The 15,595-nt window shown below is 47.6% G+C and carries 14 protein-coding genes; 2 read left to right on the top strand and 12 right to left on the bottom strand.

All coding sequences use genetic code 11. The annotated features are described in order from the left end of the window. Positions 1-13: 13 nt before the first annotated feature. From FS818_RS22220 to FS818_RS22180, 9 genes are all read right to left on the bottom strand, one after another. On the bottom strand, positions 14-997 hold the full coding sequence (locus FS818_RS22220; protein ID WP_145334795.1) for an ABC transporter permease: 984 nt from the start codon (positions 995-997) through the stop codon (positions 14-16). A gap of 299 nt (positions 998-1,296) precedes the next feature. Beyond that, positions 1,297-4,320: a glycoside hydrolase family 2 protein gene (locus FS818_RS22215; protein WP_186331818.1), complete on the bottom strand. Its 3,024-nt coding sequence runs from the start codon at positions 4,318-4,320 to the stop codon at positions 1,297-1,299. Positions 4,321-4,457: 137 nt separating this feature from the next. Beyond that, entirely contained in the window at positions 4,458-6,065 is a 1,608-nt protein-coding gene (locus tag FS818_RS22210) for a response regulator transcription factor (RefSeq protein ID WP_186331817.1), read from the bottom strand. Beyond that, a complete protein-coding gene (locus tag FS818_RS22205; protein WP_145334789.1) occupies positions 6,058-7,848 on the bottom strand; it encodes a cache domain-containing sensor histidine kinase in 1,791 nt (596 codons plus the stop codon). Before FS818_RS22205 ends, FS818_RS22210 begins: the two co-directional genes overlap by 8 nt. Positions 7,849-8,135: 287 nt before the next feature. Next, a complete protein-coding gene (locus FS818_RS22200; protein ID WP_090924948.1) occupies positions 8,136-8,558 on the bottom strand; it encodes an OsmC family protein in 423 nt (140 codons plus the stop codon). Between the two features lie 74 nt (positions 8,559-8,632). Beyond that, complete coding sequence (locus FS818_RS22195; protein WP_145334787.1) at positions 8,633-9,379, bottom strand: amino acid ABC transporter ATP-binding protein; 747 nt, start codon at positions 9,377-9,379, stop codon at positions 8,633-8,635. Positions 9,380-9,394: 15 nt separating this feature from the next. After that, complete coding sequence (locus FS818_RS22190) at positions 9,395-10,039, bottom strand: amino acid ABC transporter permease (protein ID WP_123065900.1); 645 nt, start codon at positions 10,037-10,039, stop codon at positions 9,395-9,397. A gap of 31 nt (positions 10,040-10,070) precedes the next feature. Next, positions 10,071-10,931 carry a transporter substrate-binding domain-containing protein gene (locus FS818_RS22185; protein WP_145334785.1) on the bottom strand — a complete coding sequence of 287 codons (861 nt, stop codon included), beginning with the start codon at positions 10,929-10,931 and terminating at the stop codon, positions 10,071-10,073. Positions 10,932-11,077: 146 nt separating this feature from the next. Next, a complete protein-coding gene (locus FS818_RS22180) occupies positions 11,078-11,710 on the bottom strand; it encodes a TetR/AcrR family transcriptional regulator (RefSeq protein WP_145334782.1) in 633 nt (210 codons plus the stop codon). 243 nt (positions 11,711-11,953) lie between these two features. On the opposite strand from FS818_RS22180, the gene FS818_RS22175 reads away from it, so the two are divergent. Further along, positions 11,954-12,742 carry an undecaprenyl-diphosphate phosphatase gene (locus FS818_RS22175; protein WP_240037061.1) on the top strand — a complete coding sequence of 263 codons (789 nt, stop codon included), beginning with the start codon at positions 11,954-11,956 and terminating at the stop codon, positions 12,740-12,742. A gap of 170 nt (positions 12,743-12,912) precedes the next feature. Here FS818_RS22175 and FS818_RS22170 read toward each other — a convergent pair whose 3' ends face one another. Further along, positions 12,913-13,095: a hypothetical protein gene (locus tag FS818_RS22170; RefSeq protein ID WP_123065904.1), complete on the bottom strand. Its 183-nt coding sequence runs from the start codon at positions 13,093-13,095 to the stop codon at positions 12,913-12,915. Positions 13,096-13,174: 79 nt separating this feature from the next. Then, complete coding sequence (locus FS818_RS22165; RefSeq protein ID WP_145334779.1) at positions 13,175-14,065, bottom strand: LysR family transcriptional regulator; 891 nt, start codon at positions 14,063-14,065, stop codon at positions 13,175-13,177. 203 nt (positions 14,066-14,268) lie between these two features. Between FS818_RS22165 and FS818_RS22160 the strand changes: the two genes are divergently transcribed. Beyond that, the gene (locus tag FS818_RS22160) at positions 14,269-15,159 is read left to right on the top strand and encodes a DMT family transporter (protein ID WP_145334776.1); all 891 of its coding nucleotides are present in this window, start codon (positions 14,269-14,271) and stop codon (positions 15,157-15,159) included. Positions 15,160-15,234: 75 nt separating this feature from the next. Here FS818_RS22160 and FS818_RS22155 read toward each other — a convergent pair whose 3' ends face one another. Continuing rightward, on the bottom strand, positions 15,235-15,561 hold the full coding sequence (locus tag FS818_RS22155; protein ID WP_145334774.1) for a thioredoxin family protein: 327 nt from the start codon (positions 15,559-15,561) through the stop codon (positions 15,235-15,237). Positions 15,562-15,595: the final 34 nt, after the last annotated feature.

Here is a 15,595-nt window from a genome sequence, read left to right as displayed (position 1 = left end):
TGTCTCCCCCTCCCTACATGATGCTTTCTTTGGTGAATTTTTTGAACAAACCGTTGGCCGTAAACAACAGGATGATACTGACAACAGAGTTGAAGATACCTATCGCTGTACCGTACGAGAATCGGCCCATATTCAAACCGTAATTGAGTGCGTAGAGATCAAGGACTTCCGAGTAATCCAGGACCAGACTGTTCTGTAGCAAAAATTGTTTCTCAAAACCGATGCTGATCAGATGTCCGATGGACATGATGAACAATACGGAGATCGTCGTCCGGATACCTGGCAGTGTAATATGCCACATCTGTCTAAAACGGTTTGCACCGTCTACACGGGATGCTTCATACAGTTCCTGGTCAATACCGGTGATGGCCGCCAGATAGATGATCGCATTCCAGCCCGTTTCCTTCCACATATCTGAAGCGGTTACAATGTACCAGAACAGATTGCCTTTGGCCATAAACTGAATGGGCTGATCAATAATATTGAGACCGATGAGCAGGTCATTGATAATGCCTCCATCCGTGGACAGCATCTTGGTAATAATCCCCGCGACAACGACCCAGGATACAAAGTGAGGCAGGTACGATACGGTCTGTACAGCCCGTTTGAAGAACATGCCTTTCATTTCGTTCAGGAGGATCGCGAAGAAAATCGGCACGATAAAACCGACAACCAGTCCCATCAAACTCATCGCAAGTGTATTTCGAAGCACCAGATAGAACCTGTCATCACTGAACAATTCTACAAAGTGTTTAAAACCAACCCAGTCCTGTTCACCGAACGACCTGGCCGGTTTATAGTTTTGAAAAGCCATCGTCCATCCCCACAGCGGAAGATAGTTAAATACAAAAACCCAAGCGACGAATGGCAATGACATAAGATAAAGATACTTCTGCTGTTTCATTCTGTCCCAAACTCCGTTACGCCTTGGCTTCAATGGCGGCTGGGAGTCACTGCCTCTTTTCGCGGAAGCGGATTTTTTTGTTAGCGTTTCCATCTCCGTTCCCCCTCCTCTGTTTTTATAAAATAATCATAATCTATAGAGCGTTTTCAAAATACCATCTGGATTTTAGAGAAAATCATATAGAAATTAGATATCCCCCTCTAAAATCAGACATTTATCCGTTAAAATTAGTGATATTAAATACTTATTAGTGTTATAAAATCTATATGAAGTAAAAAATAACTTTTTTAACTAAAATGCGAAAACGTTTTTCGGAAACCGTTTACTTCACATTTCATACATCAAAAAAAGAGACCTGGTCAGGTCCCTTTAGTGTCTTGATTCGTGCCTTATCACAATGTGAATTGAATAGGTTGAAGTTTGAATCCCCCCAGCAACTCGGCGGCTGTAACGGAGCTTTCCGGATGAAACTGCTCTCCGCGGGCATAAGACAACATCTCTTGAAAAAGAAACGCAGCTTCCGGACGCTTCATCAAGGCTGTATCGGTAAAAGGAAAAGAGGATACCAGGATACTCCCTTTCCCCGCTCTGGCCTCAAAAGCATAAGCCAGCCGTTTCGCTCGGTGGAAATGATCTACCACCTCGATCAGCGGTGTAGCCCCCTGCATGGTATCCAGGCATATGGCCGGCGTACCATTCACAAGATGATACCAATGCCAATCCGAAGCTCCATCCTGCGGAAAAGCTCCGAGAAGAGCCATTTCTTTCTCCATATACATGCCCATCGTAGCCCCCGGCTGGGTGGCAAACATGAGATAATTCCAGAACACTGGCAGGTACTTCGTTTCCACTGGATCATACAGATCCGTTGCACCCGGCATAAGCCAAACTCTTGCACCATTCAAGAGAAGATCCAGTACATTGGATGTTAACGACTTCACGATCAACAGGTCATGCTGATTTTCCTTTAACCATCGGAAGCCATTCACATGATCTACAGCATCATGATAAGAATCAGCCAATAAGGGCTGTAGTTCCTTTACCGTATTCCAGATGCGCTTCATCTCTCCATGACGTTCGTTTTGCATCTTCATCTGTGGGAAAGACCAACCATGCCACTGATTCCGGGCTATCGTAACGGTTGCTAAACGATGGGAAGAGTAAACGGTGGAATGCTCCGCATTACCGGAATGCAACGGATCATTCACATGGTCGCAACGTAGCTCAGCCTCCACTCGAAACGCAACTACACCTTCGGCCGGCGAGTTAACCATAATACTCCCGAGAGATGTTACCGCACCGCACGGCATATCTCCGTAGCTCCATTCTCCTTCAGCAAGCTTCCGTTCGTCCGTAACCGTAACCATTCTCCAGTGAATGGAAGCATTTTTCAACACCCTTTTGCCAAAGTGGGATACACGTACTTCGATTTCGATCGGTTCTCCAGCATAGTATGTCCGCTCTCTGGAGCCAAGAAGGATGACCACCTCAGCGTTGAATTGCTTCACTTCATTCGGTGTGGTTATCCCTTTATCTTCCCAAAAGACATCCAGAAAACCCGTGGTGGCGTGTCCCTGTCCCGGGAAATCACGGATATCCAGCAGCTGGATGCCCGCAGCATCTGGCGTACGTCTTACTCGCTCCATCGCTTCTTTAAGGGATCGCATCAGATGGATGCCCGTTGCCTGCTGATATTGTTCCAGCTTTGCAATCATGCCTTTACGTGTAAGCGACTCTTCGACAGGATCTAACCACGTAGGACGAAGGACACCTGTATACTTCTCTCGTTCCTGCGGACGTACATACATCGTAAATTGCGCATGTTCATGCCCGATCACCGGATGTGATGCAAGCCGTGTAACCGCATGATAATCCAGCGTAGTGTCGGGTACCGCCGCCAATACAGATTCCAGCGGGGGATGCCAGTTGAATGATTGAATAAAATAATCGGTCTCTCTGCCTTGAGCTGGAAGTTGTCCAAATCCTGTGTTATCCGTATATAGTCTCGACGGATCTGTATCTCTTGCTCTTGAAATAAGCGCATTCAGTTCAGGATGCCCGTTTGCGCCAATTAACTCATTGCCGAGGGAGAACAGGACAAAGGAAGGATGGCGATGCAATGCTTCCAGCAACCGATCCAGCTCCTGTGTCAGATACGTCCGTATTTCAACTGGAGCAGGCATATCCCGCTGTTCAAAAAAACGTGACCAATGAGGAAGCTCTGCCTGTACAAGCATGCCCTCTTCATCGGCGGCTTCCCAGAATGGTTCCGGTGGACTCCACCCGTGTAAACGAACATGGTTGAAGCCGTATGACTTGGCTATGCGAAATTGCTTCACATAGTACTGTGCATCCCAAACGGGATATCCCGTAAGTGGAAAGATACAACAGTCCACATACCCGCGCAGAAACACTGGTGTTCCGTTCAGGACAAGTTGTTTACCCTTGGATGCAAAAGAACGCATGCCAAACCGCTGCTCCTCCTGGTCAAGCTTCTGTTCGCCTGCCTGCAATTGGACTACCGCCCGATATAAGAGGGGCCTCTCATCACTCCACATGGCAATCGCTTTCTCGGAGTCCAATGCAATCTGGCATCCCCCCGTAACCCAGCCCTTCTCAACACTGCTATTCAAGGAATCATCATCACTTCCAGTGTTTGCACTGTTCCCAGTACAATCGATATCAAAACACTCTCGCTTAAGCCATGATCCATCCGGATGCTGGATATCAATTAGAAGCTGCAACGGTGCGACTGAGTCTGCAGCCGGATTATTAACCGTATACCGAACTGCTATCCTTCCGTTAGCAGGATCGGGTTCAATACGCACCGTATGTACCCGCTGCATGGGTTGTCTCTCCAAATAGGCTCCTCCTGTAATACCTCCCCAAGCCGTAGCTGTATGTAATGAATGAATGTGACTGCCCGCGAGAGGAAGCTTCATCGTGTTATCGACCCGAATCTCGACACGGTTGATTTCTCCTGCCCTTACCCAAGGGGTCACATCCCACGTCTGTTCCGTCAGCAGACTATCTCGTTCTCCCGCTTCGTTCCCATTGAACCACAGCCTTGATGTCCAACGTACACCTTTAAGTCTGAATACATAGTGTCCGTTCTGTGGATCAGAGGGAATATAAATGTCCTGCGCATACCATGCTGCCCCCTCATACTCCCGGATTTTGGTCCATGTGTCGATTCTGGCGTACTCCGGCGCTTCCCCGTATCCTTGCTCTTCCCATGACCCCGGAACTTGAATCGTATTCCACAAGACATCATCCCTGTGCGGAGGATTAATTGGCCCAGCATTCCCTCGTTCTCCTCGTTCTCTTCGTTCTCCACTCTGTTCAGCTAATTGGAAATGCCATGTTCCGTTCAACTTTATCGTGTGACGTACAGTCGTTAAATCAGTACGATTCATATCCTGCAGCCATCCCTTCATCTGGACTCTTGTACTTTGTACAATCAGTCTACGGTGTACAGCTTGGACAAACCATTGCTTATTCGGGGAAGTACATGGACTATATTATGAAGAACTCCCGTACCACCCCGGGTTATTTATTCCTCTTCATTGTCATGGTGATTCGTTTCTCTCGTGTGAGATTGGGATCTGGATTGTTTATACGCCGAAGGAGATTCTCCTACGTATTTTTTGAATTTACCGTGAAAATAGTCCACATTGGCATAGCCGACTCTTGAAGCCACCTGATGCACCTTTAACCCTTCGTCAAGCAAAGCTTTCGCTTTCTCGATTCGAACTTTATCCAGAAAGGCGTTAAAAGACTCGCCCGTGTGGTTCTTGAACAATTTCCCCAGATAACTGCTGTTGTAGTTAAACACCTCGGCCAGAACCTCCAGCTTGAGATTCTCACCGGGATTCCGTTGAATGAACTCAATCATCTGTTTCATCACGGTATCTGTACTGCCTCCGCCCATACGCTGAATCAGACGATCCAGATGTTCCGCCGCCATCGCTTTAAGATCAGCCATCGTGAACTGATGATACACCTCATTAATCAGCACAGAGTGATCCTGCATAATGGTTTGCATATGCTGATTCGCTGCAGCAAGTTTATTGAACGCGAGCGAGAACACCTGCGAAAATGCCGTTTTGATCGCTTGCTCCGTCCAATGATACGGAATCAATCGCTCCTCCATCTCTCCAAGCACACGCATAACAGATTCACTGCTGCGAATGTCCAAGGCATAATACAGCTTGTCCGCAAGTTCAACTTCATCAGGCTCTTGAGCGCCGTCTGGCTGGGTTCCCGTACCGTTACCCTCCGCACTTGAAGGAGACAGTCGCCCTTCATCCCAGCGTTTGATCCGTTGCTCTGTGAACAGGAACCGTTCTGCCATAAGGCTACTCGCCTGTGTGTATGATCTGGCAATCTCAGTAGTAGACTGTACCGGTTCTCCAGCGGTAGCGTACATGTGAATGTTCCATTCTGCGAGTAATGCTTGCAATTCATCATAGAGATTCTGTGATGAGGTATTCTGAGTAACCGCTTCTTTGATCAATAACCCCAAGCCGGAATGATATGAAAATACGATACCTTTGTCCTTCTGATCGAATGCTTCAATCAGTTTGCGTTTCATCTCATTCCCCCGCTGCAGATCAAGCGTTGCATGAATCTCCAGCAAAATCACTTGATACTGCGGCCAGTGCAGTCCAAGACTGTCCTCTTCCTCGCTCCCCTTACCTTGTAAAGAGTCATATAACAATGCCTCAATCTGATGTTCTCTGTATGCCGTATCTTCTCCGGCGTAGCGAGCCTGCGTTTCCTGTTCCTGATGAAGCTGTCCCGCAATTCGTTCCAGTTCAGCGATGATCTCTTCTTCGTCCACCGGCTTCAGCAGATAACCATCCACGCCGAAGCTGATTGCTTTCTTGGCGTAATCAAAGTCAGCATAACCGCTCAAAATCAGAAAATGTGCATCAGGTTCATGCTGGCGGATCTCTTCGATGACTTCCAGGCCAGTCATGCCTGGCATCCGTATATCAATAATGGTCAGGTCCGGCTTGAGTTCGTTGAAACAGGCGATGGCCTCGCGCCCGCTTCCGGCTGTAGCCATGATCTGGAAGCTGTATTTTTCCCAATCGATAATCGTCGTCAATCCCTCGCGAATGCTTGGTTCATCGTCTACCAACAATACTTTATACATGCTGGTTCCCTCCTGCTGGCAAGGTGAAAGAAACCTCTGTTCCTTCCCCGTACACACTGTTAATCTGTAACCCGGCATTTTCCCCGTACGTCAAAGTCAAACGCTGATGCACATTGCGCATGCCAATCCGGCTCTTCTCCTCTTCTTCAGGACCGCTGACAAACTGCATCACTTCTGCAAGTCGTTCCGGCGTGATGCCCGCTCCATCATCTTTCACTTGTACCGTGACCATACGATCTACCATACAAATCAGAATGTGCACCCGCACGGTTCCTTCTTTGTTCTCTAATCCATGCACAATAGCGTTTTCCACAATTGGCTGAATAATCAAAGGCGGGATATACATCCTCTCCACCTCAGGGTCCAGATGAATTTCAAAGGCTAACCTGTCCCCATACCGAAACTTCTGAATCTCCAAATAGGAACGCACCATTTCCAGTTCTGCCCGAAACGTTGTTTTGCCGCTGCCAATCTCCAGACTTTTCCGCATCAGCTTGCCAAGCAACCTGACAATATTCGCAATCTCTGCTTCTCCCTTGATATGAGCCTTCATGCGAATGGATTCAAGTGCGTTAAACAAAAAATGAGGATTAATCTGGCTGGCCATCATTTTCAGTTTAATCTCTTTTTGGGCGATTTCCAATTGGTTGTTCTGTTCTGTTGTCTCGACCACCTGGGTCATCAGTTCGTTAATACTTTTCACCATGTAGTTGAACTGACGTGATAATTGCCCGATCTCATCGTTCCCGTCAATGCGCGAAGTGACGTTCAAATCTCCAAGAGCCAGCTTGTTCAGATGTTTACTGAGGCGTAGTAGCCGGTTCGACGTGAGGAATGAAATAATGTACACCAGAAGCAACGCGATCACCAGCACCATGGTAATAAAAATCATGCCGATCTGGCTAATCTGGTTGGCATCTTTTACGATATTTTTGGTCGCAAACACCGAGATAACCTTTAGCTTGTTAAAGCTTGATCCCGGGCCCAATTCATCAATGACAATATTCGAGGGTTCCCCCTGAAAATCAGCCTCAATGGTACCCTTGGGTTGACTCTGGAGGTCTACGCCAAAATCAAGCTCACCCAGCGTTTTCCCGACCAGGTCGGTATTTTTCGCCGCAACAACGTAACCCTGCTCATCGGTAATCAGTGTCTCGAACTGCTCCTGGCGCAACAAACCGTTAAGTTCCTCCTGATTGATTACGATCATCAGCACACCTTCGGTCTTATACTCGGCAAAAGGAACCTTGCGCACCAGACTAAGCCGGTGAACCGGATTGTCTTCGTTGCCAGGGATGTAAAACCAGCCGATGCTCGTTGTTTTCAGCGCTTCCTTGTACCAGTAACTCTGCTTGGTTCGCTCATTGACCGGAATAAATTCCAGATTGTTGATCAATGTCGGGTTCGTCGAGTAAAAACGTATACCTGCAATTTCCCGATATAGCCGCCGATATTCCTGGAAATCTTTATATGCGAGGTAAGCCGAGGTCAGCTCCACCACACTTTTATACTGTCGATTCACGATCTCCTTGAGATCGCTGTTAAACATGAGCAAGTTGGATATGTCCGTAGGCACGCGCAGCATCGTTGCCGTCTGGCTTTTAATTTTATCCACATTGATGATCGTTTGCCCAATGGCATTATCCAGTGCTTGCTGACGAAAATAACTGGTCACCGCGAGACCGATAATCAGGACGGGAACCATGACAACAAGCACGTAGGAAATGAGTAATTTATGCTTTAATTTGAGATCATTTGTAATACGAATCAGCCGTTTTAACATATCCGCACCTTCCGTCATCTTGTATAAGCGCTTACAACTTGCGATCATCCGAAGCAGATCATTCTCACCTGCGCATCCATCATACCATATAACTGCGGTCTTCGATTCGACATTAAAGTGGAGATATGGACCTGAGTTGTTATAGATACATGAGTGGGATTCAATAAAATATGCCAAGCTAAAAAGACACTTCCGTGATTGGAAGTGTCTTTTCATTCAAACTAACGTTAGATTTATCATTAGATCTGAAGTTGTTCTTCGCCTTAGTGAAAGTGAAATTAAAGCTTTTAAGGACGCGGTGTGCTCACGCCGTTGAGGATCAGCTTCGGATGGATATCTGCGCTCAGTGATGCGGAAACGGCGCAGTATTTCTCTTCAGCCATCTGGATGGCTTTCCAGATCCGGTAATCCGGGATGTCCCCGTCCACTTTGAAGATCAGGTCAATGGACGTAAAACCTTTGGGCATATCCTCGCTCCGTGTGCCTTGTGCTTCAATCTCAATCGAATCGATCTTGTCCAGAAAAGCATCCAGAATCATCGTGATGTCGATTCCCATGCAACCACCAAGTCCGGCGAGTAACAATTCCATCGGCGTAGCGCCTTGGCTGTCACCGCCATATGCCGCTGTGGCATCCATGCCTACAGCATACCCTGAGGGTCCTTCGGAGGTAAACGCGCGTTTTCCCTTCCATACTGTTGTTACATTCATGATGTTTTCCTTCTTTCTATAGTAGTTTACACATACACTGCGATGACAGAATAACCTTCCACTCACCGGGTGGTTTAAAATTCCGTGATCTGCCGCAGGAACTGGCGTGTACGCTCTTGCGCCGGATGTTCGAAAAAGGCTTCAGGGCTTGCCGTCTCCACAATGGAGCCATCCGCCATAAAAACAATTTTGTTCGCCACGTTCCGGGCGAATTTCAGCTCATGTGTCACGACCAACATGGTCATGCCTTCCTGCGCCAGTTCTTTCATGACCGACAGCACCTCTCCAACCAGTTCGGGGTCGAGGGCCGAGGTCGGTTCGTCAAACAGCATCACTTCCGGCTCCATTGCCAGTGCCCGTGCAATGGCTACGCGTTGCTGTTGTCCGCCGGATAAACGGGAAGGATACGCATCCTGCTTATCCGACAGACCTACACGGTCCAGCAAAAGCCGTCCGCGTTCAGCGGCTTCGTCCCGCTTTATTTTTTTCACGGTCACAAGACCTTCCATTACATTGCCAAGCACGGTCTTGTGCGGATACAGGTTAAACTGTTGGAACACCATGCCGGTCTGGCGACGAATCTCCAGCACCCGGGCACGTTGAACGCGCAGCGGATCTGCGCTGTTTACCACAACGCCGTTCACTTCGATCTGTCCGCCGGACAACTGTTCCAGTCCATTAAGACAGCGTAGCAGGGTACTTTTGCCTGAGCCACTGGGACCCAGCAGAACAACAATATCCTTGGCATCTACATGCATATCGATATCGGTGAGCACTTCATGATTTTGAAAACGTTTGGTCAGTCCGGTTGTTGTAATCATCGCTTCTCTCCCCCTCTAGTAAGCCCGGGCCAGCCGGCGCTCTACTTGCTCCAGAATGGCCGAGAAGCCGATGCTCATAATCCAATAAATGACTCCGATCGCCAGGTAAAATGGCATATTTAGCGCATACTGGGATACCAGGAGCTGTGCAGAACGCAGCAGTTCGGTAACGCCAATTGCAGCGACTAGCGACGTTTCCTTGAGCATGCCAATAAAGGTATTGCCCATCGGCGGAATGGCAATGCGCACCGCCTGCGGGAAAATGATCCGTCTCATCGCCTGAGCCGGGGTCATACCCGTAGCGTATGCAGCTTCCGTTTGCCCTTTCGGTACAGCTTGGATCGCACCTCGGAACGTCTCGGACAGGAACGCCCCCGCATTCAGACTGAGCCCAAGACAAGCGGCCGTTAGTGACCCGAGGGTTACGCCATAATCCACAAGCCCGTAATAGATAACGAATAATTGCACCAGCAGCGGGGTTCCCCGCATGATGGATACATAAAATCTGGCGATCAGCCTTAACCACATCGGTCCTTTAAGCCTGGCAATAGCTACCAGTACCCCGATGATAAAGGCAAAAAACATAGAGATCACGGTGACATAAAGCGTATAATAAGCCCCCTTCAGAAAGAAGGGGATGTTTTCGAATATCAGTTCCATGGATCAAACTTCCCTTCGCCTTGCCGGTCCATTATTGCGCAGGCTCTTCACCGAACCATTTTTTGAAAATGGTATTGTACGTTCCGTCATCCTTCATGCCTTTCAGTGCATCGTTCAGTGCTGCTACAAGCTCAGGGTTGTCCTTACGTACCGCAATACCTGCCTGGTCGCTCTTGATTGCTTCGCCTACAGCTTTAATTTTGAATCCATTTGCATCTACGATGGGCTTCAAAGCATACAGGTTGTTGATCGTGGCATCAATCCGTCCTGCGTTCAGGTCTTTCAGAGACGAGATAACATCATCATATGTTTTAATTGTAAAATCTCCGACTTTTGGCAGCACTTCGTTCCGCAGGTATGTTTCATCGTTTGTGCCCAAACCTACACCAATCGTTTTGCCTTTGAAATCTTCCAGTTTCGTAATATCGTTGTTGTCTTCTTTAACAATAATTTTGACCTGGTTGGTGATATACGGATCACTGAAATCCAGCACTTTTTTACGATCGTCCGTAATCGTCATTTGGCTGATAATCGCATCCAGCTTTTTCGCCTGCAAACTTGGTGTCAGACCGGAGAACTCCTGAGATACAAACTCAACCTTAACGCCAAGACGCTTCGCTACTTCACGTGCGATATCCGCATCAAATCCGTCCATTTCTTTCTTGTCATTCAAGAAGTTGTATGGACGATACGTACCCATCATGCCGACCTTCATGACACCTGCTGATTTGATCTGCTCCAGTTCGTTGCCGCCAGACTGTGCTGCATTGTTTGTATTGCCATTCTCCGCCGCTGGTTTGCTGCCGCACGCACTTAGTACAAGCACAACCATGAGCAGAATTGCGGTGAGTGACCACCCTTTGCGAATTTTAGTTCCATATGTGTTGTTCATGACGTTAACTTCCTCTCATTCATCTTATGTTCTCTTGGTGATTCCATTATTCCCTGTGACTGGCTTAATCATGTGAAGAAGTGTGTTAAATGTGAAGCCTTGCTGCCTCTTTTGCCTGAAAAATAAAGCCCCAGGCCCTGCCGACATTATGTACCGAGCAGGCCGTAAAACTCAAAACTCGCCGCTTCAGTTGCCAATTCAGTAGCGCTCATCTCCGCGAAACGGCCGTGTAGCTCCTCTGAGCCGAACAACCAGCGCGAGATCATGCCCTCGATCATGCTTACAAGCAATGCCGCGCGTAAGGGTACATTCATATCTGCTGGCAGCATCCCCAGTTCGATGGCACGCTCCATATTGTGACGGAATGCTGTCTCCACCGCATTGCGAGTCTCTTCAACTAGCCTCTGGACGGATTCTTCGGTCACGATCCCCTTAAGCAACAACTCCATGAAATATCGGTTCTGCGCTGCAAAGGTGAACAAGTTGGTAAACAGCTTCTCCGAGGCCTTCACCATATCTTCAACCGACCCGGCATCCTTCCGGTACCCTTGCCCGATTGCTTCAAGCAATTGTTCTCTGCCCGTTAACAAAATCTCGGAAGCAATGGCTTCCTTGCTCTTGAAGTGCCAGTAAAAGGTTCCCTGAGCGACTCCAGCTTCGCGAACAATATCAGAGATTTTCGTCTGATGATACCCTTGAGTTGCGAATCGTTCCATCGCTATACGAATAATTTGGTCCCTTCGTTCTTCTCCGGGTCCCAAACCGTTGACTTTGGCCATGCTTTTTACCCTCCCGATTGATCAGTCAGTCAGTTAATATATATCCTATGGGATAACTAGGTTTTTGTCAATATAGTTTTAAACAACGGGTTACAAGCATAGAGTTGAAGTGGGAGGCAATTCTGAGCATAATAGAGGATAGTCTTGTTCGAAAGGACAGACATCGTTATAGCAGGACAAGCCTTATGGCTGTCATCTGCATCTCAAGGAGGAAGAGAATTGGACTTTATATCATCCATTATTATGGGCATCATCGAAGGTTTGACTGAGTTTTTGCCCGTGTCCTCTACCGGACACATGATTCTGACAGCTCATTTGCTGGGTCTATCAGAGGACAACGAGTCAGTCAAAACGTTTGAGGTGGTTGTCCAGCTTGGTGCTGTACTGGCTGTTGTCGTACTGTACTGGAACAAATTCATTGATATGTTTCGCTTTACTGGAGGCAAAAGGCCGTATTCCCGCCGCCTCAATCTGGGACATATCATTCTGGCGATGGTTCCTGCCGTTGTCATCGGACTCGTGTTCCGGGACTGGATCAAGGCTCACTTGTTTGGTCCGCAAACCGTACTGTACAGCCTTGTGATCGGTGGTATATTGATGATCGTAGCTGAACGCTGGAGCCATAAGAGCTCACGCATTACCACACATGACGTTGACGATATTACCTACAAACAAGCGTTTGCTGTGGGTATGTTTCAGATTTTGGCGTTGTGGCCGGGCTTCTCCCGTTCCGGCTCCACGATCTCGGGCGGCTTGTTTGCCGGAATCAGCCGGGTAGCTGCGGCAGAGTTCACCTTCCTCGTGTCCGTTCCAATTATGATTGGTGCCACGGGATATGATATGTACAAAAGCATCGATCATCTGAACAGCGATGATTTTCTGATCTTTGCGATCGGATTTATCGCCGCGTTCATCGTTGCCATGCTGGCGATCAAGACATTCCTGTCTATTTTGAAAAGATTGAGCCTGACCGTCTTCGCTGTGTACCGCTTTGTACTGGCAGCTGTATTCTTTGTGATCCTGATGATGTAATGGAATCTGTGTAAACACCGTTCAATTCATATCAAACATCAAACAGATCGTTTTGCTTTAACAAAAATGGCGGCCCTGTCTTCCTCACGGAAGTAGGGCCGCCATTTTGCTATCACTTCATATGTAAATATACCATCGTATTTCTATGGCATGTTCAGGAAGTTAGATCGTTACTCCCAGCGGTCTGCCTGAATGCTTCGTTGTCTTCTCCGCTCCTTAAGTCTCCCCAGCCAGCGATATCGGTTCAGCTTCTGTTCATGTAACATTTGTTTAACCCCCATCATCAACAAGTGATATCGGCGGTCGTCATTGTGGCTTAATTGGTGCATCTCATCTATAATCTCTCTGCTCATGTGGCTCTTGTTCACTCCAATATTCAGTTTGTTCTATTAAGTATAGCGAACGATACTGAACAAATTCTAAACAAGATTTTTACTGCTGCTGTCCGAACAATTGTAATGCCGTTTCCACAAACAAGCGCGAAGCTGGAGAAGCCTCCGTAAAGGAAGGTACAGCAAGCTGAACGGGTCGATAGGCTTTCGGCTCCGTTGGCAGAGCTCTGACACCAGGTGGAAGCCATGATAACGAAATGGCAGGTAATATGGCCGTTCCCAATCCTTGTTCGATCATGTTTAGACACGTATTGACATTATGAACAATAAAGCCGATGCTAAGCTCTGCTTCCGCACGGGCAAACAGATCTACAATAGGCATCTCATAACCACCGTTACAGATAATCATTGACTGCCCGCTCAGCCGTTTCACATCCAGTATGTCCTGATCAGCAAACGTCTCGTCCTCACGGAATACCGCAAGCATTTCTTCGTTGTACAGCGGCATTGTCTCATAGTTTAGTTCTACCGCCTCCTGCTCCGTTGCAATCATTAAAGCCACATCAACAACACGCGAATGCAACCACTGCTGAATCTCCACAATATTGCCTTCGTGCAGCTCGAATTCGATCTGCGGATAACGATCACGGATAGATCGAATAATTCGAGGCAATAGATGAGCCGAGGACATCGGAAAAGAACCGATGCGAATGGTTCCAATCTCCAGCCCTTTCTCCGCAGCAACTACTTGTTGTACCTTATCATACTGCTGTAAAATTCTGCGGAAAATGACTAGTATTCGTTGCCCTACATCGGTCAGCATAATACCGTTACGTCGGTCTCGAATGATGAGCGAAACATCCAGTTCGCTCTCCAGTGCGGAGATGGCACGGCTCACCGCAGGCTGCGTCATATTCATCTCTTGGCCGGCTCGTGTGAAACTTCTCGTCTCGGCTATTTTAATAAATAACTGTAATTGTGAATTGTTCATAACAGTTCTGGTATGCTCCTCATAAATAACATGCATTTCAATTATTACGTTTGTTATTGTATCATGGTGAACACGGACGATCAACGACTGGTAAATACAATGGCCAAAGAACATTCGAATGGGTTGATTCAGATGAAAAACTAACTGTACTGGCCTTTGCCGTTCAACAGACTTTCGCATATAACTTGAAGGAGAGATAATCTATGGCTTTATCACGTTCAAAAGCAGGCTACATCTTGGCTTTTCTGGTTCTCATGTGGGGAATCAACTGGCCACTGACCAAATACGCATTAAACTATACACCACCCCTTCTGTTTGCCGGAATGCGCCTGCTGATTGCTGGACTGGTTCTTAGCATTTACGCATTTCCTCGGTACAAAACAATTCAGTTTCGTAAAACATGGTATATTTACGCCATATCTGCCGTACTTAACATCACTTTCTTCTACGGCTTCCAGACGGTCGGTCTGACCGAAGTGCCCGCAGGACTGTTCTCTTCCATCGTGTTCCTGCAGCCTGTCCTGCTGGGCATTGGGGCATGGCTGTGGCTGGGTGAGACGATGTATGCCATGAAAATAATAGGACTCGTGCTCGGCTTTGCTGGCGTAGCAACGATCAGCATCGGTGGCATGACTGGGAAAGTGTCCCCGGAAGGTGTCATGCTGGGATTGTTCAGTGCCATCAGTTGGACTGCTGGCACGATCTATATGAAGAAAACTTCAGCCAAAGTGGACGGAATCTGGATGACAGCCATTCCGATTCTTATTGGCGGGGTGATTCTGACATTAACAGGAACGGCAACAGAGAACTGGAATGCCATACAATGGGTGTTGCCTTTTGTGCTGGATATGCTGTTCATCTCTGTATTTGTCATTGCTCTCGGATGGCTTGCGTTCTTCAAACTTGTCAGTTCCGGGGAAGCCAGCAAGGTGGGCTCCTTCACCTTTCTGATTCCGTTAATTGCTCTGCTGTGCAGCGTGCTGTTTCTTGGAGAGTCGATCACCTTCAACCTGATTGCCGGACTGGTCATGATTATTGCGAGCATTCTGCTTGTCAATCTCAAGTCAACAAGAAGTAAACTTGTTAAACTGTAACGCCAACGAAGCGATCACAATTCAAAAAAACCCCTGCTTTGTCATAAGACAAGCAGGGGTTTGCTAAGCATCAGCTTACACTTTGGATTCAAGAGTCTGCAGATACTCGGAGATTTGGGCAGGGGTTTTGGCCCATTTACTGTGAAGATGTGCAAGCTTTTTACCGTTCTGGAACACCAGCAGGCTCGGAATGCCACGTACGCCATTCTCTTCCGCAAACGGCTGGAATTCTTCTGCATCCAGCGCATAGAAGGTTTTGTCGGTATGCTGGTCAATAACGTCACCGATGAATCGGTCCAGGTTTTTGCAGTCCGGGCACCAGGTTGTATCAAATTTAATGACCGTTAAACCGTCGGAGTTAATCAGGTCGCGGTATTGCTGTTCACTTTGAATTCTTTCCATATCTTTTCTCTCCTTATGTCGTTCTAGTTAATGG

This window comes from Paenibacillus xylanexedens, assembly GCF_007680605.1.
GTDB classification, from domain to species: Bacteria; Bacillota; Bacilli; order Paenibacillales; family Paenibacillaceae; genus Paenibacillus; species Paenibacillus xylanexedens_B.
This window is presented reverse-complemented; position numbering and strand designations above follow the sequence as displayed.